Source organism: Chryseobacterium sp. PCH239 (assembly GCF_018924625.1).
GTDB classification, from domain to species: domain Bacteria; phylum Bacteroidota; class Bacteroidia; order Flavobacteriales; family Weeksellaceae; genus Chryseobacterium; species Chryseobacterium cucumeris.
In genome coordinates, this window is the sequence record NZ_CP073027.1 from 1,864,744 (window position 1) to 1,882,469 (window position 17,726).

Here is a 17,726-nt window from a genome sequence, read left to right on the forward strand (position 1 = left end):
TCTTCAGCCACCAACCTCATTAAGAAGTTGCTATCTCTTTTACATTCCCGGTTCTTTTCAGGAATCCCCAGGACTGCATTTCGCCTTTCAATGCTTTTCTTAAACTTTTAAATAATACAATATACATCAGCCATCTATACCCAAATCTCTGTGGAATAATATACAGGAGATTGATCAGTTTTTCCCGCTGCATGATGAATGCTACTAATGCTAATGAAGCATCTACCAAAAGGAAAATCAGATAATAGGTGAATATTTTGTCTCCGTTTCCGGACAGGATTCCAAAGAACATAATTACATCTGCCAATGGCGAGAAAAATGGGATGATGTATTGGAATAATAAAATATTCGGCATTGCCCAAAGTCCCAATCCTTTATATTTGGGGTTAAGGAAAGTCTGTCTCTGTTTCCAGAACATCTGCATAATTCCATAAGTCCAGCGGAAACGTTGTTTTAAAAACTGTTTTGTGGTTTCAGGAGCTTCCGTTACTGCTATTGCTCTGTTTTCGTTCGCTACAGTATATCCGGCTTTTAATATTTTCACCGTAATATCACAATCTTCTGCCAGAGTATCGGATGAATAGCCTCCTGCTTCAATGATCACGGATCTTTTAAATGCTCCGATAGCTCCGGGAATAACTGTAATGGCATTGATATGTGCATACGCCAGCCTGTCAAAATTCTGACTTGTTGTATATTCTATAGCCTGCCATCTGGTAAGCCAGTTCACCCTGTTTCCTACTTTCACATTTCCTGCTACAGCGGCTATTTTTTCTTCCGTACTTGAATTTAAAAATCTTGCAATAAGATATTTCACAGCATCCTGTTGCAGTTTCGTATCAGCATCAATACATACTACATATTCGGCATCGCTCTGTGATATTCCGAAATTCAAGGCAGTGGCTTTTCCACCGTTTCCTTTGCTAAAGATTTTCAGTTTCGGGTGATCCGGAAATGCTTCCAATGCTTTTTCATAAGTAGAATCTTTACTTCCGTCATCTACCATAATAATATTAAAATTGGGGTAAGTCTGTTTCAACAAATTCTGCAGGGAAGACACAATATTCACTTCTTCATTATAAGCAGGAACTATGATGGAAACCTTCGGATAAGATTTTAGAACCGGAAACTCACCCAGTTTTTTTTCTTTGCTTCTTTCTTTAAAAGCCCAATATGCCATCAGCAGTAATCTGATCACTCCTAATACAATGAAAATGGTAAACAATGCAACCAGGAAATGGCTTATTCCGTAGATAACAGTAGCCAATACAAGGTTCAGCTGCATGATATAATACGATCTTGTTTTAGGAACTTCAGGCATCAACTCGTTTCTGCTTTTGTGCAGAATATTCGTTAGATTGGTAAAATGATAGCCCTGTTTCTGAAGTGTCGGGATCAGAATTTTTAAAGCTTTTACCGTTTCTTCTCTGGTATCTCCGCCTGCATCATGAAGAAGAATGATATTTCCTCTCTGCTGCTTGATTCCAGCCATTACACGTTTTACAATTTCATCTGCTTTTATCCCCGGCTGCCAGTCTTCAGGGTCTATATTTTCCCCAATATCAAGATAGTTTTGCTGTCTGGCCAATGCTACCGGAATAATCTCTTCTGAAGTGGTAGGCTCAGAGTCTGCGTTATAAGGAGCTCTGAACAGAATGGTACTGTGACCAGTAATACATTCGATCAGCAATCTTGTCAGTTTCATTTCCAGCAAAGCTCTTTCCGGGCTTACTTTTGCTACATTTTCGTGGGTAAAGGTGTGATTTCCTATTTCATGTCCTTCTCTGTAAATTCTTTTAACAAGCGGAAGATTTTTTTCTGCATTCAATCCTACCAGAAAGAAGGCTGCCGGAACGTGGTATTTGGAAAGAATATCCAATACCTGCGGCGTATACGTTTCATCCGGACCGTCATCAAAAGTGAGGACAAGCTCTTTCTGAGGAGCGCTTCCGTATTTTTTTACTTCATATGAACTTGGGTAAGTGACATAATTTTCGTCTGTGATAATTTTCTCTTTCGGATCAATCTCCAGTGCAATTTTTCCGTCATGAGGGGTATTCAGAACATCCAGAACTTCTCCGTCTCCGATATAATCCACCATGGTCTGCCCTTTTACATTTTCAAGTGATTTCAAATTCACTTTTGAAAGTCCGGCGAAAGTAAGATCTTTATCATAGAAATTCCAGACTCTGCTGTCTTCACTTCCCAATCTCCAGAGCGCTGTTCCGGCCAGAGGATATTCTGAAGAGAAACGCATTGTGTTGAAAATAGAAGCGGCGTCATTAAAAAATACGGTATGGGTTAAATTTTTAGAATCAGTATAAGAATAATTTAAATTAAAAGTATTGTCATTAAAATCAATAACTGCTTTACTGGCACTGGCTTTGGTAATTGCCTGCATATAAGTAACAGAAGTATTATCATCCTTATTGGAACTCCAGTCGTAACCGTATGCTCCCAACCCTAAAATAATCTTTTGAGGAGAGGTTTGTTTTACAATTTTTCCAGTCTGCTCTTCAATCCATTTTTGAGAAGAAACCGGACCTGCATCACTTCCTGCTGAATATTCATCATAAGCCATCAGCACAAAATAATCTACATAAGGATTCAGCCTTGGAATATTGTAATCATCATTATCCGTCATGATATCCATCGTAACCAGTAACTGATTTTTTTTGAAAGTCTCTGAAAGTTCTTTCATAAAGGCGATCAGATTCTCATCAGAATTCAGATTCATATCTTCAAAGTCAATATTAATTCCTTTGAAGTGGTATTTTTTACATTGCTGAGTGATTTTTTGGATTAGATGAGTTCTTTTCTGAGGATCATTCAGAACTTTTACCAGTCCTTCTGAACGGAATTCTCTGTCGAAGTTATTACTAAGCATCGGCATGGCAGCCACACCTGTTCTTTTGATCACTTTATATCCTTCCGGATCTACATTGGTTTTCAGATCTCCTGTTTTGGGATCAAGGAAAAACCATTCAGGGAAAACAAGATTGACGTGTCTGATATTTCTTTTCAGTGACATCAGCGATTGAGGATCCCACGCTACATAAAATGCAGAACGGATTCCTCCCGGAAACTGGGCCCAGTTTCGGTTCTGATTCTTGTATCTTTCTGCTCTCGCCTTCTCAATTTTGTCGAGGCTGGTATGGATTGTTTTTTCAGAAATAAAGCTTCTGAAACCTTTATATTCTTTTGAAATTTTATTCTCCTGAAGATAAGGTTTATTAGCTGTAATTACCGCTTTATAATCTTCTTTAAAAGGTATTTTAGGACTTCTGTCCAGAGTCATCATCAGACCTAAAGCAAGCAGAAGCAGTATTCCTATGAAAATAAAAATACGGCTTCCCCATTGGACACTTTTCCAGCGTTTTTTGCTGCTGGTCTGAAAAATCTGTTTGGAATTTTCCACGATTTTTGAAATTTATTGTAGGGCTTTCAAAAAGCGTGAAAAACTATATAAAAATTAATTAAAAAAAATTAAAAAGATATATCGTATTTAACTGTTTACGAGAAGACTTACCAGATCCTGAATCACCTTTTGGGAAACAAAATCCATAAAGTCTACTCTTTCCAGATGTGGCATATATAATCTGGAGGTGACTTCCTGATCATTGATCCTGATTGTATAGTAAACCGTTCCTACATCTTTACCGTCTTCTCCTTTTCCTGGCCCGGCAACGCCTGTTGTAGAAAGGGAAATATGAGTTTCAAACAATTCCTGACACCCTTTGGCCATTTCCTGTGCCACCTGTTCACTCACTACAGTGAACTCATCAACGGTTTCTCTGGAAACATTTAGAATTTTAATCTTTTTCTCTGTGGCATAAGCTACCATTCCCCCTAGAAAATATTTTGAGCTTCCGGAAACTGAAGTAATCATTTTGGCCAGTTCACCTCCTGTGCAGCTTTCTGCAGTAGAAATCGTCAAATTTCTTTCAGTGAGCATTTCTGCCAGAATATTTTCTATTTTATCTTCAGTTACGGCAATTACATGACCTTGTACCAAAAGAAGTAATTTTTGAATTTCTTCTTCTGTTCTTTGTTTCAATTGTTCTTCATTCTCACCGGAAGCTGTCAGACGGAGTTTTACACGTGTTCCTACCGGAAGATAAGACAGTGCAATATTTTCAGGAAGCGCCAGTTCCCATTCTTCAATTTTGTCTGCAAGGATACTCTCAGGAATTCCTACTACAGAAACAATTCTGGTATGGATATAATGAAGGCTGAATCTTTGCTGTAAATAAGGAATAATCTGATCCTTAATCAGTGGTTTTACTTCATAAGGAACTCCAGGAAGACTGTAGCACAATTTCCCGTCCTGTTCCATCATCATACATGGTGCCGTTCCGTAATGATTCTGAAAAACGATGGATTTTGTAGGTACAAAAGCCTGTTCTTTGTTTCTCTCCAGAATATCTGCGCGTCCTCTTCTTTCCATATAGCCTTTCAAATGATCGAAGGTTACCTCATCCAATGCAATTTCATCATTGAAATATTCAGCAAGTGCCTTTTTGGTTTTATCATCTCTGGTTGGCCCAAGTCCTCCGGTTGTAATGACTAAGTCTCCGGTTTCAAAGGCAGTACTTAAAGCATTTTTAATAGTTTCAATTTCGTCTGAGATTGTAAGAATCTGAATAACTTTTATTCCAATATTTTTAAGTTCAGTTGCAATAAAATTAGAATTGGTATCTACCGTATTTCCGGAAAGGATTTCATCACCGATAGTAATCAGAACAGCTTTTTCCATATGTTTTTTTGTTGAAAAAAATTCTATGCAAATGACGGAAAATTCTATGGCAGCGGCAATATAAATTGATTTTTTCTATTTTTGCCAGAATTATCAAAAACTACAATACAAATTATGTCTAAATATGATGATGCGTCATGGCATTATGGTGGTGATTTTCCGGAAGGACTTCCTCAGAAAAACGGGGCAACACATACAGGAATGTTTCTGAACTGGTGTATTCATAACAATCTGATCTCCGATGAACTGAAAGAAGATGCTGCAGAAGAAATAGAAAAGGTAAAACGAAGAGAAATGACTGGAGCAGAATTTGTTATGGATTCCTGCGATGGAAAATTTTCCGAATATGATCTGAATGAACTGGGAAATCTTTTTGCCAAAGACTATTATGCAGACGATACTGATTTCGGTAACCGATACAGTTCATTTGCTGATGATTATGTGAATATTTTTGATGCCAAAGCAGAGGAAAGCGACTACGAATACGAGACATTCTACCACATCGAAGACACCTACGAAAATTATGATCTGATGAAACAGGTTATTGACCACCGTTTTGAAGAATGGAAGGAATATATAAACAGCTAAAAGCTTAGAATAAAGAAAACAGAGAGCAAATTAGTTTAGGAACCTCATCTGTTTTCTTCGTTTTTTTATTGGTTATGCTTTACCCAGGTCAGTTCATCAGTATTATAGCCTATTTTTTTTGCTTTCTGAATGAAACGCTGGCGGATGCTTTCAGGAATATTGGTAGTACGGGAAAGAATCCATAAATATTTTAAACTGCTTCCTGCTACAAGAGCATATTGATAGTCTTCATCAATATCTATAACGTTATAACCCGCCCATATTGGTTTAAAAAATGAAACTTTAAGGCGTGCTTCTGTCGGGTCTTTTACAAATTTTGCCTCTCCAATAGATTCATTCCATACTTTTTTAACGTAATCATACCCTTTATTTCTGACCTGAACTGTTCCATCCGGATTCTCTGTATACTCTGCAGTAACATTGTCCATATTTTTCTCGAACCTGTAATCAAAACGGGCAATCTCATACCATCTGCCCAGATATTTTTTAAGATCAAAATTCTTTACAGCAGATGCACCTCTGGGAATCCTTACAGAATAGGAATTGAAAACGATAAGCCCCAATGCTCCTAACGAAACGGGAAGTATAATTTTATGAATAGTTTTCATGACAGAAAGATTTTGTATGGTTGTTATAAAAACGTCAAAAATAATGCCTTAAGTCTGTTAAGGTACAATAAATTCTATGAAAATACTTTCAGGAAATTATCTTTAAAGCTTCCTGAAACCTCAATTTCTGTATCATCAGACAGCATCACTGTTCCGCTTTTATGGTAGGATTTCACAAAACCTGTATTGATAATATGGGAACGGTGAACCCTCACAAACGGATTTTCCAGAAGATCATCAAAGTGTTTCAGAAAGCGGCATACCATCTTCTTTGAACCATCCGTAAGATATACCTGAGTGAAATTTCCATCCGCCTGAAGTCTTACAATATCTTCGGTTTTTACGACGTCAAATCCTTGTAAAGTTGGCAAAATCAATTGCTGTTTTTCAGGTTTTAATTTCAGGTTTTCAAGAAGGATTTTATTCCGGTTGAGTTCATCTTTTTTCTCAAGACTTTCTGTTACTTTATTGACTGCAAGAATCAGTTCCTGAATATCAATAGGTTTTAGAATATAATAACTTGCTGATTTATTTAAAGCCTGTAATGAATATTGTGAAAATGCAGTAATGAAAATGGTTTCATAGGAGAATTCTTTGGTAGCTTCCAGTACATCAAAGGCATTTCCAAAAGGCATTTCCACATCCAGGAAGACCAGCTGAGGCTGCTTTTCAGCGATTAATGGCACGGCTTCTTTAATATTTTCAGCTTCACCCAGAATTTCCACTTGCGGACAGTATTTGGTCAGATAGTTTCGTAAAACTTCTCTTGCTATGAGTTCATCATCTATAATTACAGCTTTTATTTTCATCAGATCAGATTTTAGGTAGTAGATCATTAGATTGCAGGTGCAAATTAGGAATATTTAACCAACCTTACAATTTGCTGACACAAGCTCTCTAGCCATACTTTTGGTCACTTTTATTGCAGGAAAGATACAAAAGAATTATTTTAGAGATTAAAATTAATAAACCAGACAAAATCATATGAAATCAAAACTTCTTATTCTTTGCTGCATGAGTGTATTCAGTTTTTCTTTTTCACAGATGAAAATTTCAGAAAGAGAGGATATCAGTAAGATCAATAAAAACTGGAGACTTACAAAAACCAATTCCGGAACGTATGGAATTTCAGATGTAAGCGGAAAAATCATCACTCAACCTGTGTATTCCAGGATTAATAAATTCGGTGAATACTCTGAGGATCTGGCATTGGTAAAAAACATAACGGGGACCTATGGATTTATTAACCGTTCAGGTACTGAAATCATTCCTGCCCATTATGAACTGGACTATATCAAAAAGAATTTTTCTGTTTTAAAGAAAAAATATATCAAATAGAAACCACAGATCGATTTGAATTCAATTACTTCAAATTGACCTGGATAGTTACCAAAACACCATTACTATTTTCCTTATCCTTTACAGAGCAGGTGATCTCTTTTTTGTAGAGATCATTCAGAAGTTGAATTCTTTCCAGCGTATTTTTCATCCCTCTTCCCTCTCGGGTCTTTTGGTGCTGGGTTTTCTGCTTTTTACTTTCTTCAATACCTATTCCGTTGTCTTCAATAAGAATGTTCAGATGAGACTCACTTTTTTTAAAGCTTAATTTTAAAAATCCTTTGTCAGTTCTGTAGCGGAGTCCGTGCCAGACAGCATTTTCCAGAAACGGCTGTATCAGCATTCCCGGAACTTGCAGATTTTGCATATTCAGGCTTTCATCTACTTCAATTTCATAATCAAATTTATCTGCGAAACGCGTTTTTTCCAGAGCAAGATAATTCTGAAGAAGATCCAGCTCCTGCTGAAAAGGAATAAAATCTTCAGTGGAATTTTCCATTACACCGCGCATCAGCTTCGAAAATTTGGTAAGATACTGATTCGCTTCCAGTTCATTATTGGTGGCTATAAAGTGATTGACACTATTTAAACTGTTGAAAATAAAATGAGGATTCATCTCACGGCGTAACGACTGAAGGGCAATTTTCTTATTTTTCGTCTGAACCTTTTTCAGGGTGCTAAAAATAAACATGATTAGTCCTGTCAGCAAAACCAATGCACCGATCAGACTGTAATTAAAGACATTTTTCTTTCGTATAAGTTCGTCTTTAAGCTCTTTTTCTTTTTCCAGCTGTGAGATTCGTTGCTCTGTATCTTCGAGAATTTTATTATCAACAAGGCTTCTGTCTTTGGAAACAAGATTCGGAAGTTTTCCCAAAAAATCTCTGTACAGCTGAACTGAGGCATCCACATTTCCTGAAATCGCATAAAGGCTATCCAGTTTCTTTACACTTCTTTGTGCTTCCAGCGTATGACCTTTGTCTAAAGCAATTCCGTAGGCATTTTTCAAAAGGTCTACGGCTTCTTTAGGATCATTCTTTTTGATATAGATATCGGCCAGCTCCTGAATCTGATTCACTTTTTCCTGTGAGTTCTCTTTCACAAAATCCTCCTTCAGAACTTTCTTTTTAGCTTCAATAGCTTTCTCAAAGTTTTTATTTTCCACATAAAGATCTGCCAGTTTCTGATTGATGGCAAGCGCTTGCTGAGGAGCTTCTTTTTTAGAAATTTTATAGGCTGTATTCAGATTTTCTTCGGCACTGGAAACGTCTTTCTGTCTCAGATTAACATCTGCAAGCTGGCTGTAACTTTCTGCAAGATCGCCCTGTTCATTTTCTTTTTTGGTCAGATTGATATTATTCTGAATGGCTTCTGCTTTGAGCTCCGGTGTGGGAGAAGAAAGTCTTGCTACATCATTAGCATTGACCGCTTTACTTTTTTCACTATAGCTTACCTGTGCAGCCATGCTGTAATTGCTGATGGCTGGTGTTATTTTATTCTGCTTTTCCTGTGACTGGGCTAATCTTCGGGTAGCTTTCTCAATATTGGGCTTATCGTTGAGTTTTTCATACAGCTTTTTGGCTTTTGTATAATATTCTTCACTTTTCGCAAAGTTTCCGCCATTGAAGAATGTTTCTCCGATATTATAATAAGAATCTGCCTGGGCAGGTTCATTTTTCTTGTCCATTGCTTTTTTCAGCTTCTTCGTTTCTACCTGTACTTCTTCCACAGCAGCACTGCTGTTAGTAGTGGTTTGGGAATAGATTATATTTCCCAAAAGCACAAGTAAAACGATAGTAAAGAGTTTAAGCATTTTCATAAAACAAAGATATACATATATATAGTCTGCTCAAAAACTATTCACCAAGTGAAGTTTCCCTTTCACCAAGTTGAGTGTTTGATACTCTGGGGTAAGATGATTTTTTTTGAAATAAAGAGAAGGTCACCACTTAAGCATTTAAACAAAATTAAGTCTCTTGATTCTATTAATGGTTTAAAAGATTTTTTTTCAAAACAATACTTTTTTCAAGACTCACCAAGTGAAAACTCTATTTCACCAAGTCTCCCGGAATCTGGTTTCTGATCAGCGTAATTTTACATCAGAATTAAAAATTTAAAAACAGGAAATTATGAAATTGAAACATTTTTTATTAATCGGAATTTTAACCCTTGGAAGCTTTGTAAATGCTCAGGAAGTAAAGAAAAACGCCATTGAAGTAACAGGCGTTGCCGAAATGGAAGTGGAACCGGATGAAATTATCTTTAGCATCGGGATAAAAGCTGATAATAAAAACGATCTGGCAGATAATGAAAAGAAGTTATTTGATATTTTAAAAAATGCAGGAGTAAAGAACGAGGATATCAAATTCAAAGCGATGTACCAGAATATCTATTCTAAGACAGCTAAGTTTTCTAAGAACTATCAGTTTAAAGCCGGTACAAAATCAAACCTCAGCAAAATCTTTGAAGACCTGAATCAAAAGTGGGTAAGCAGCCTGAATATTGCAGAGGTAAAGAATACTAAAATTGCGGATTTCAAAAAAACAGTGAAGATCAATGCTTTGAAAGCCGCTAAAGAAAAAGCAGACTACCTACTGGAAAGCATGGGTAAAAAAACAGGAAACGCTCTTGAAATTGTAGAGATAGAAGACTACACCAGTGATGTGATCATGCCTGCAGCTTATAAAGGAAGATCTTACGGTGTGCAGGTGGAAATGGCTGACGCTCCTGTAGATTATTCTTTTGATAATATTGAAAATATCAAGCTGAAATACAGCATCAAAACAAAATATGAAATCCTTTAAAATAACAGATGTGAGAAAGCTGCCTTTTGGGCGGCTTTTTTGTTTTTTGTACTATTGGGTTATCGGGTAATGGCTGAAGAAAAATACCTGTCGGTCTTTTAAAGTTTTTCGAATGGTAAAGGCCTCGACTCCACTCAGCCTGACAGTATTGAAATGATACATTAGATTTATTACTATCACACTAAACATACAATTAGAACCTTCCTTATTTTGTCATCCACCAAGTGAAACCTTCCGTTCACCAAGTTTCGTGATTTCAAGCCTCAAATAGGGATAATTTTATTTCAGGAATTTAAAATAATAAGGATTTAAAGATTTCCGATTACAACAAATAACCAATAAAAAATAACAATATGACAACTTTAAAAATCTTAGCGCTTGCAGCAGGTACAGCTTTCTTAAGCTCCGGAAACATTCAGGAAAACCTTGCTGCAAAAAGTAATACTGACGATCATTTACCGGTACAAAAAGCAACATTAATTCCGCTAACCTCAACGGTAAAAGACAATAAAATTCAGGTTGCTCTTCTCCTTGATACTTCCAATAGTATGGACGGACTGATTGATCAGGCAAAATCCAGACTGTGGAATATTGTGAATACGCTGACCACTCTTAAATACAACGGAAAAGCTCCCGAGATCGAAATTGCACTGTATGAATACGGCAACGACGGAATTCGTGATGAAAATTACATCCGTCAGGTAACTCCCCTCACTCAGGATCTGGATCTTGTTTCTGAAAAGCTGTTCGCATTAAGAACCAATGGCGGCAGTGAATATTGTGGTGCTGTGATCCGTGATGCTGCTGCCAACCTGAACTGGGACAGCAATGAGAAAAGTATGAAACTGATTTATATCGCAGGTAATGAAGCATTTGATCAGGGAAAAATAAATTATAAGGAAGTTGTTTTAAAAGCGAAAGGTAAAAATATTTATACCAACACCATTTTCTGCGGAAGCCGCGAAGAGGGAATCCAAACGTTCTGGCAAAACGGGGCATCTCTGGGAGGTGGAAAATACTTCAATATCGACAGCGACAGAAAAGTGATGTACATTGAAACACCTTACGACAAAAGAATTTCCGAATGCAATGCCAGGTTAAATGATACTTATATCTACTACGGAAATCATGGTTCAGAGTACAGGCTTAAGCAGATCACACAGGATAAAAACGCAGAAATGCAGTCAGCTTCCAATCTGGTAGAAAGAACAGTTGCCAAATCTAAAAAGAATGCTTACAAAAATGATCACTGGGATCTGGTAGATAAAGCTGAAAAAGATGCCGGATTTATCGCCAATGTTAAAGAAAGTGAACTTCCTGCCGAGTTGAAAGGAAAAAGCAAGGAAGAAATTCAAAAAACGATTGCTGCCAAATCTGCGGCACGCGATACAATTCAAAAGGAAATAGAAGAACTTTCCAAAAAACGCCAGGGTTATATTGATTCCGAAATGAAAAAAAGAGGAACAGAAGATTCTGATGATTTGGGAAAAGCCATTGAGAGTTCTATTGTTGAACTTGCTAAAAAGAACGGGTATAGTTTGTAGTTGAACAGGCAGTCTTTTTGTGACTGCCTGCTTTTTTAAACCACCCCGTCAAAAATTCTTTGAATTTTTGACACCCCTCCTGTGGAGGGGAATTGGGCACAACAATTGGAGTATTGTCATATATAAGATAAAGCATGAAAATTTACCTTCCAAACTTAAAATATCTTGATAACGAATGCTTTTTGCCTTTCATGAACAAAGAAGTCATTTCCATTCCCGCGACTGAAAAAGTAATTCCGTTTCCTCCGAAGCCTAACACAAAATAAGAGTTTTTAAATTTTTTATGCTCACTGATATAGGGTAAGCCGTCTTTTGTTTCCCCAAAAGTTCCAGCCCAGACAAAGTCTGTATAGAAATGATAATCGGGTTTTATTTTCTTTAAATTTTTAAGAATTTCTTTTTCTTTTTTATACAATATAGCATCACGTTTTTCGGCATCATAAAAGTCTTCGTCTCCTCCCCCAATGAGAAGTCTTCCATCATCAGTAGTTCTCATGTAGAGGTAAGGATCATCAGTATTCCATACTAATGTGCTGCTGATGTTTTTGAACTTGTCTTTATCAATTTCAGAGACGACCGCGTAGGTACTTTTAAGGTTGACAAAGTTCTCTTTGATCAGATTTTTGCTTTCGTATCCTATACAGTAAATCATTTTTTTTGCTTTGATCTGAAATCCGCTGTCTGTGGTGACCAGATTAAATCCTTTATGCTCCTCCACTTTTACCATTTCAGTTTTATCAAATATCTTCAATCCCTTCTTTACATTATGCATGAAAAGCTCATGAGCGAATTGGAAGGCATCAATGCTTGCGCCCTGTTTTGACAAAATTCCGCCATACGTATTTTCAAACCCGAACTGGTCCATAACACGATCCGAAGACAGCCACTTTACTTCAAATCCTGCGGCTTTTCTCGCTTCATATTCTTTTTTCAGCCATTCCAGGTCTTTCTTTTTCGAGGCATAGTATAATGATTTTTTGCGTTTGAAACCTGCTTTGGATCTGATGGTTCTTGTGATTTTCTCCAATGTATCAATAGAATCGCTACAGGCTTTATAACTTAAGACTGCTCCTTTTTCCCCAATCTGATCGATCAGTTCATAAAGAGGAACATCTATTTCGTATTGTAACATTGAAGTGGTGGCGGAAGTACTTCCGTTGCAAAGTTCACGTTTATCAATCAGGATGGTTTTATACCCGTCTTTTATCATCTGATGAGCGATCAGGCTTCCAGTAATGCCGCCTCCTATAACGAGAACATCACATTCTTCATTTGATTTTAAAGATGGATAAGATGCTAACAATCCGTTTTTTAAAAGCCAGAAAGGTTCATTTGATTTGAGATTCATATTAATATTTTACACTGAAACTAACAACATTTATACCTTTTTTAACAATTTTCTACTAAATTATGGTGTAATTATTGTTATTCTTTTAAACTGAACCACCATAAAATATTGATTATGATAACAATTATTCCAGAAGCCCCGGAGAATGTTGCGGCATTCAATGCAACGGGAGAAGTAACGAAAGAGGATTTTGAAAAACTGGTAATTCCGCGCGTAAAAGAGAAGGTAGAGCAGTTCGGTGAGCTGAATTATTTATTGTATTTGGATACCGATCTGGATAATTTTACCATGGGTGCGTGGCTTGAAGATTTATTGTTGGGACTGAAAAATCTTACCAACTGGAACCGGTCAGCCATTGTTACGGATAAAGAAGGAATACGTGATTTCACCAGTGTTTTCAGTGTTCTGATGCCGGGAGAGTTTAAATCTTTCCCCAAAGAAAATTTATACAATGCCCTCTACTGGTGTAAAAACGGAGATGAGGTAGAGGCATAACATTTATTTGATAAAAAATCGCCTGTTTCTTACTGAAACAGGCGATGTTATTTTCACTATGACTCATTTTTATTTATCGCATGAGACGCATTCTGCAGCTATTTCTTCTTCATTCTGAGTTTTTGAGCCGTACAGGTACATATATCTTACGCTTATAACCAATCCGATAAAGGTCATCCCTACTCCCACCAACGATGGATAGTTGAAGGAGTAACCATACTCCAAAGGAATTCCTCCAAGGAACGCTCCCATTGCATTGGCAATATTGAACCCTGCCTGCATAAAAGCCGCGGCCATCATTTCACTTTTCGGGGCAGCTTTCATCATCATAATATTGATGGGTGATGCGATAGACATTGAGAGCGCACCACACATGAACGTCAGTATCAAAGCAATATTCTTGTATTCTGCAAGGAAGAAAACACCTCCAAGAGAGATCATCATAAGGAAAATCAGTAATACACAGGTTTTTTCCGGGCCTAATTTATCTGAAACAATACCACCCACCAGGTTTCCAACTACCATTCCGGCCCCGGCAAGGACCATTACATAAGCCATCTGGCTGCTTTTAATCCCGGCAACAACAGTCATTAAAGGAGTAATATAGCTCAACCATGTGAACAATCCTCCAAATCCAATGGCTGTAATAGCCAATACCAGCCACGACTGTTTATTTTTAAGGAATTTCAGTTCTTCCATAAAGTGGGTATTCTGGTTGGATTCCAGATTCGGAAGCCACAGTTTTAAAAATAAGATGGCAAAAAGTCCGATAACAGCCACAATAGCAAAGTACAGCCTCCAGTGGAACGTATGCCCGATATAGGTGACCAGAGGCACCATTGCGAGATTGGCAACCGTAAGCCCTGTAAACATCATCGATATATAAAATGCTTCTTTTCCTTTTCCTGCCATTCTTGAAGCCACTACTGTTCCTACACCGAAGAAGGCTCCATGCGGAAGTCCGGACATAAAACGGATAACCAGCATACTGTTATATCCCGGTGCAATAGCCGAAAGCGCATTAAATAATGTAAAAAGGATCATAAAAGCCATCAGGACTTTTTTCGGAGGGAATTTTACAGAATATCCAATCAGGATTGGAGCTCCGATAACCACGCCCATGGCATATGCTGAAATCAAATGTCCGGCTTGCGGAATCGTAATCTGTAATGTTTTGGCAATATCCGGCAGCAGTCCCATGACGGTAAATTCCGTAGTTCCTATCCCTAAACCACCAATTGCCAGTGGTATTATTCTTTTATCAATCTTCATTGTCTCTAAATCTTTTTCTGAATTAATTTCCTTCAAGTTAAAGGATCACCTGAGTATCTTTATTTTGAAAGTGCAAAAATCGCAAGAAAGTTTGAATTTCACTCCTACTTGAATGATAAAAATTTGCTCCATATTAACCTTTTTACTTAATTTTAAATTCAGAAACAATCAAATAAGAACAAAATGAAGATCCAGAAAGAAATTATTGAGTTTGAAAAAGGGAAATCCTTCAAGCTATTTTCTCCTTCTCTGAAAAACTGTTTTTTCTGGCATTATCATCCGGAAATTGAACTGGTGTATGTAGAAGCTGTGAATGGAATCCGCCACGTTGGAAAAAACATTTCCGGCTTTACGGATAGCGATCTTTTACTGATTGGTTCCAACGTTCCTCATCTTAATTTTGACTATGGTATTCAGACCGAATGCAGGCAGCTTGTATTACAGATGCGGGAAAGCTTCCTTCAGGATATTATCCTTCCTGTTCCGGAATTTGAGAATATTAAGAACCTTTTGGAACGTTCCTATCTCGGACTTTCATTTTCCGGAGAAACCAAAAATACAGTTGTTGAAAAACTACAGGCTATTAAAGATAAAAACTCTTTTGAATCCTTGGTTGGGCTGATTGAAATTCTGCAAATTCTTGCCCATTCCACAGAAGTGAAAGAATTGAATAAGGAAGATACCCGGATCAAATGGTTTTTGAATGACAAAATCAGAATGGGAACCATCTACGATTATATCCACGAAAATTATGACCGGAAGCCCAATGTCAATGAAGTGGCCCAGGTTGTCAGTTTGAGTACTCCTGCTTTCTGCCGGTATTTTAAAAAGCAGACGAATATGACGTTTACTGATTTTGTTAACAATTACAGGATCAATCAGGCTAAAATATTCCTGCTCAAAGATCAGTCTGTGACAGAAGTTTGTTTTCAGGTAGGTTTTGAAAGTCTTTCTTATTTTAATAAACTTTTCAAACAGCATACGGGAGAAACGCCTTCGGAGTTTAAGAAAAAACATTTCAGACCGATTGAAATAAATGGTAGGATTGGAGTGATTAAGAAGGATACGACTTGTTAAGTAGGGTTTGTTGAGTGTTGTAGGAACCACCCCGTCAAAAATTCTTTGAATTTTTGCCACCCCTCCAAAGGATGGGAATGATGACAGCCGTATTGTAAATATTGCCGCCTTCATTAGCAACCACTAATACCTGCAACCTATCACCTTTAATCTGCTACCTAAAAAAACAAAAAACCGCTCATTGCTGAACGGTCTGTATTTTTAGTGAATATGTTTTTCTGCGTGGTAAGAACTTCTTACAAGAGGAGAACTTTCAACATGTCTGAAACCTAGGCTTCTTGCAAAATCCCCGAATTCATCAAATTCTTCAGGAGTGATAAATTTCTTTACCGGAAGATGTTTTTTAGTCGGCTGTAGGTATTGTCCAAGTGTAATGACATCTACATTGGCATTTCTGATATCTTCGATCGTCTGGAAAACCTCATCTTTAGTTTCACCTAATCCAAGCATTACCCCTGTTTTGGTTCTTCTTTGTCCGGCTTCTTTCAGGTATCTTAATACTTCAAGGCTTCTTTCGTATTTTGCCTGAATTCTCACTTCTCTGGTCAGACGTTTTACGGTTTCCATGTTGTGAGAGATTACTTCAGGAGCAACTTCTACTAATCTGTCAAGGTGTTTTGTGATACCCTGAAAGTCAGGAATCAATGTTTCCATTGTGGTTCCCGGAGAGATTCTTCTGACAGCATTCACTGTTTCTCCCCAAAGAATAGAACCCATATCTTTCAGATCATCGCGGTCTACAGAAGTAAGCACGGCATGTTTGATCTTCATTAATTTGATGGATCTTGCTACTTTTTCAGGTTCGTCCCAGTTTACGTCAAGCGGTTTTCCTGTTTTTACGCCACAGAATCCACAGCTTCTTGTACAGATATTTCCTAAAATCATGAAAGTAGCTGTACCTTCACCCCAACATTCTCCCATGTTCGGGCAGCTTCCGCTTTGGCAAATGGTATTTAATTTATATTTATCAACCAAAGTTCTCAGCTCTCTGTAATTCTTTCCGGTAGGAAGTTTTACGCGGATCCATTTTGGTTTTTGAACGGTAGTGTCTTGAACTGAATTTTCCATTTCTAAAATTGAAGCTCAAAGTTAAGGATTTTTTAATGGAAACCATCAACCGGATATATTGATGAAATTGATCATTCAAATTTCATTTGTATATTTATCTGTTCAAAATATTCTTATGAAAAAAATATTCTTTCTTTTATTCGCTGTATGCGGAACATTTTGTCTGGCCCAAAAACAATTTCAGCCTGCAGGTTCTTCAGTTATTGAAACAGTAGATGGTGATCTTGATGGTGATAAAATTCCTGAGAAAGTAATTATTTACAATACAAAGGATACGACTGATATGGGAAACATCCGTGAAATTCAGATTCTGAAAAAAACAGGTGGAGCATGGACTATTCTTGAAAAATCCAGAAACGCTGTTATGGAAAGCAATGGCGGAGGGATGATGGGTGATCCTTATGGAGAAACTAAAATAGAAAAAGGAATTCTGATTATTTCCCAAAACGGCGGAAGCAGCTGGAAATGGGATGTTACAGATAAATATAGATTTCAGAACGGGCATTTTGAGCTCATAGGAACCTCCTCCACTTCCGGAAGACCTGGTGATTACTGGAAAGAGATAGATTTTAACCTTTCAACTGGACAGCTTAATTATTCAAAAGAGGTAGAAAATACTGCGGAATATGGTAAGTCTTTAAAAGAAACTTATATTAAAAAAGGGCTGAAGATCAATCTGCAGAACAGAAATCAGAAAAAGCAGCAAAAAATAGTTCTTCCGAAAACAAAAGAAGAGGTTTATTTTTAATCTTTGGCTAAAGCCAATTTTGAATTTGTATTTTTAGTAAACGGGTTAAAATACGTTTCTATTGAATAGTATGTATTGAA

15 protein-coding genes are annotated in these 17,726 nt (G+C 37.2%); 7 read left to right on the top strand and 8 right to left on the bottom strand.

What is annotated here, in order from left to right:
• Positions 1–19: 19 nt before the first annotated feature.
• Together KBP46_RS08440 and KBP46_RS08445 are read right to left on the bottom strand one after the other, a co-directional pair.
• Positions 20–3,418, bottom strand: a complete 3,399-nt coding sequence (locus tag KBP46_RS08440; protein ID WP_216445125.1) for a polysaccharide deacetylase family protein — start codon at positions 3,416–3,418, stop codon at positions 20–22.
• 87 nt (positions 3,419–3,505) lie between these two features.
• Positions 3,506–4,756: a CinA family nicotinamide mononucleotide deamidase-related protein gene (locus KBP46_RS08445; protein ID WP_216445126.1), complete on the bottom strand. Its 1,251-nt coding sequence runs from the start codon at positions 4,754–4,756 to the stop codon at positions 3,506–3,508.
• Positions 4,757–4,870: 114 nt separating this feature from the next.
• On the opposite strand from KBP46_RS08445, the gene KBP46_RS08450 reads away from it, so the two are divergent.
• A complete protein-coding gene (locus tag KBP46_RS08450; RefSeq protein ID WP_062676372.1) occupies positions 4,871–5,344 on the top strand; it encodes a hypothetical protein in 474 nt (157 codons plus the stop codon).
• A gap of 65 nt (positions 5,345–5,409) precedes the next feature.
• Here KBP46_RS08450 and KBP46_RS08455 read toward each other — a convergent pair whose 3' ends face one another.
• Positions 5,410–5,952 (bottom strand): lipocalin family protein, encoded by a 543-nt coding sequence (locus tag KBP46_RS08455; RefSeq protein WP_216445127.1) that lies wholly within the window; start codon positions 5,950–5,952, stop codon positions 5,410–5,412.
• A gap of 74 nt (positions 5,953–6,026) precedes the next feature.
• Entirely contained in the window at positions 6,027–6,761 is a 735-nt protein-coding gene (locus KBP46_RS08460) for a LytTR family DNA-binding domain-containing protein (protein WP_065119735.1), read from the bottom strand.
• Positions 6,762–6,936: 175 nt separating this feature from the next.
• Here KBP46_RS08460 and KBP46_RS08465 point away from each other — a divergent pair, with 175 nt between their 5' ends.
• Positions 6,937–7,290 carry a WG repeat-containing protein gene (locus tag KBP46_RS08465; protein WP_120233174.1) on the top strand — a complete coding sequence of 118 codons (354 nt, stop codon included), beginning with the start codon at positions 6,937–6,939 and terminating at the stop codon, positions 7,288–7,290.
• Positions 7,291–7,315: 25 nt separating this feature from the next.
• Here the strand turns inward: KBP46_RS08465 and KBP46_RS08470 are convergent, their stop codons facing one another.
• Entirely contained in the window at positions 7,316–9,103 is a 1,788-nt protein-coding gene (locus KBP46_RS08470) for a histidine kinase (RefSeq protein ID WP_253297242.1), read from the bottom strand.
• A 316-nt stretch (positions 9,104–9,419) separates the two neighbouring features.
• Here KBP46_RS08470 and KBP46_RS08475 point away from each other — a divergent pair, with 316 nt between their 5' ends.
• Together KBP46_RS08475 and KBP46_RS08480 are read left to right on the top strand one after the other, a co-directional pair.
• Entirely contained in the window at positions 9,420–10,094 is a 675-nt protein-coding gene (locus KBP46_RS08475; protein ID WP_062676377.1) for an SIMPL domain-containing protein, read from the top strand.
• 353 nt (positions 10,095–10,447) lie between these two features.
• Positions 10,448–11,638 carry a VWA domain-containing protein gene (locus KBP46_RS08480; RefSeq protein ID WP_216445128.1) on the top strand — a complete coding sequence of 397 codons (1,191 nt, stop codon included), beginning with the start codon at positions 10,448–10,450 and terminating at the stop codon, positions 11,636–11,638.
• A 142-nt stretch (positions 11,639–11,780) separates the two neighbouring features.
• Here the strand turns inward: KBP46_RS08480 and KBP46_RS08485 are convergent, their stop codons facing one another.
• Positions 11,781–12,986 (bottom strand): FAD-binding oxidoreductase, encoded by a 1,206-nt coding sequence (locus KBP46_RS08485; protein ID WP_216445129.1) that lies wholly within the window; start codon positions 12,984–12,986, stop codon positions 11,781–11,783.
• A 114-nt stretch (positions 12,987–13,100) separates the two neighbouring features.
• Here KBP46_RS08485 and KBP46_RS08490 point away from each other — a divergent pair, with 114 nt between their 5' ends.
• Positions 13,101–13,481 carry an STAS/SEC14 domain-containing protein gene (locus KBP46_RS08490; RefSeq protein ID WP_047432974.1) on the top strand — a complete coding sequence of 127 codons (381 nt, stop codon included), beginning with the start codon at positions 13,101–13,103 and terminating at the stop codon, positions 13,479–13,481.
• A 69-nt stretch (positions 13,482–13,550) separates the two neighbouring features.
• Here KBP46_RS08490 and KBP46_RS08495 read toward each other — a convergent pair whose 3' ends face one another.
• Positions 13,551–14,753 (bottom strand): MFS transporter, encoded by a 1,203-nt coding sequence (locus KBP46_RS08495; RefSeq protein WP_216445130.1) that lies wholly within the window; start codon positions 14,751–14,753, stop codon positions 13,551–13,553.
• Between the two features lie 183 nt (positions 14,754–14,936).
• Between KBP46_RS08495 and KBP46_RS08500 the strand changes: the two genes are divergently transcribed.
• Positions 14,937–15,830 carry an AraC family transcriptional regulator gene (locus KBP46_RS08500; RefSeq protein ID WP_062676380.1) on the top strand — a complete coding sequence of 298 codons (894 nt, stop codon included), beginning with the start codon at positions 14,937–14,939 and terminating at the stop codon, positions 15,828–15,830.
• 201 nt (positions 15,831–16,031) lie between these two features.
• Here the strand turns inward: KBP46_RS08500 and lipA are convergent, their stop codons facing one another.
• On the bottom strand, positions 16,032–16,898 hold the full coding sequence (gene lipA / locus KBP46_RS08505; protein WP_002981042.1) for a lipoyl synthase: 867 nt from the start codon (positions 16,896–16,898) through the stop codon (positions 16,032–16,034).
• A gap of 115 nt (positions 16,899–17,013) precedes the next feature.
• Between lipA and KBP46_RS08510 the strand changes: the two genes are divergently transcribed.
• On the top strand, positions 17,014–17,646 hold the full coding sequence (locus tag KBP46_RS08510) for a hypothetical protein (protein WP_228432263.1): 633 nt from the start codon (positions 17,014–17,016) through the stop codon (positions 17,644–17,646).
• Positions 17,647–17,726: the final 80 nt, after the last annotated feature.

Coding starts and splice junctions, on each gene's coding strand:
- KBP46_RS08445 (WP_216445126.1), bottom strand. CDS start 4,756: ATGGAAAAAGCTGTTCTGATTACTATCGGTGATGAAATCCTTTCCGGA.
- KBP46_RS08450 (WP_062676372.1), top strand. CDS start 4,871: ATGTCTAAATATGATGATGCGTCATGGCATTATGGTGGTGATTTTCCG.
- KBP46_RS08455 (WP_216445127.1), bottom strand. CDS start 5,952: ATGAAAACTATTCATAAAATTATACTTCCCGTTTCGTTAGGAGCATTG.
- KBP46_RS08460 (WP_065119735.1), bottom strand. CDS start 6,761: ATGAAAATAAAAGCTGTAATTATAGATGATGAACTCATAGCAAGAGAA.
- KBP46_RS08465 (WP_120233174.1), top strand. CDS start 6,937: ATGAAATCAAAACTTCTTATTCTTTGCTGCATGAGTGTATTCAGTTTT.
- KBP46_RS08470 (WP_253297242.1), bottom strand. CDS start 9,103: ATGCTTAAACTCTTTACTATCGTTTTACTTGTGCTTTTGGGAAATATA.
- KBP46_RS08475 (WP_062676377.1), top strand. CDS start 9,420: ATGAAATTGAAACATTTTTTATTAATCGGAATTTTAACCCTTGGAAGC.
- KBP46_RS08480 (WP_216445128.1), top strand. CDS start 10,448: ATGACAACTTTAAAAATCTTAGCGCTTGCAGCAGGTACAGCTTTCTTA.
- KBP46_RS08485 (WP_216445129.1), bottom strand. CDS start 12,986: ATGAATCTCAAATCAAATGAACCTTTCTGGCTTTTAAAAAACGGATTG.
- KBP46_RS08490 (WP_047432974.1), top strand. CDS start 13,101: ATGATAACAATTATTCCAGAAGCCCCGGAGAATGTTGCGGCATTCAAT.
- KBP46_RS08495 (WP_216445130.1), bottom strand. CDS start 14,753: ATGAAGATTGATAAAAGAATAATACCACTGGCAATTGGTGGTTTAGGG.
- KBP46_RS08500 (WP_062676380.1), top strand. CDS start 14,937: ATGAAGATCCAGAAAGAAATTATTGAGTTTGAAAAAGGGAAATCCTTC.
- lipA (WP_002981042.1), bottom strand. CDS start 16,898: ATGGAAAATTCAGTTCAAGACACTACCGTTCAAAAACCAAAATGGATC.
- KBP46_RS08510 (WP_228432263.1), top strand. CDS start 17,014: ATGAAAAAAATATTCTTTCTTTTATTCGCTGTATGCGGAACATTTTGT.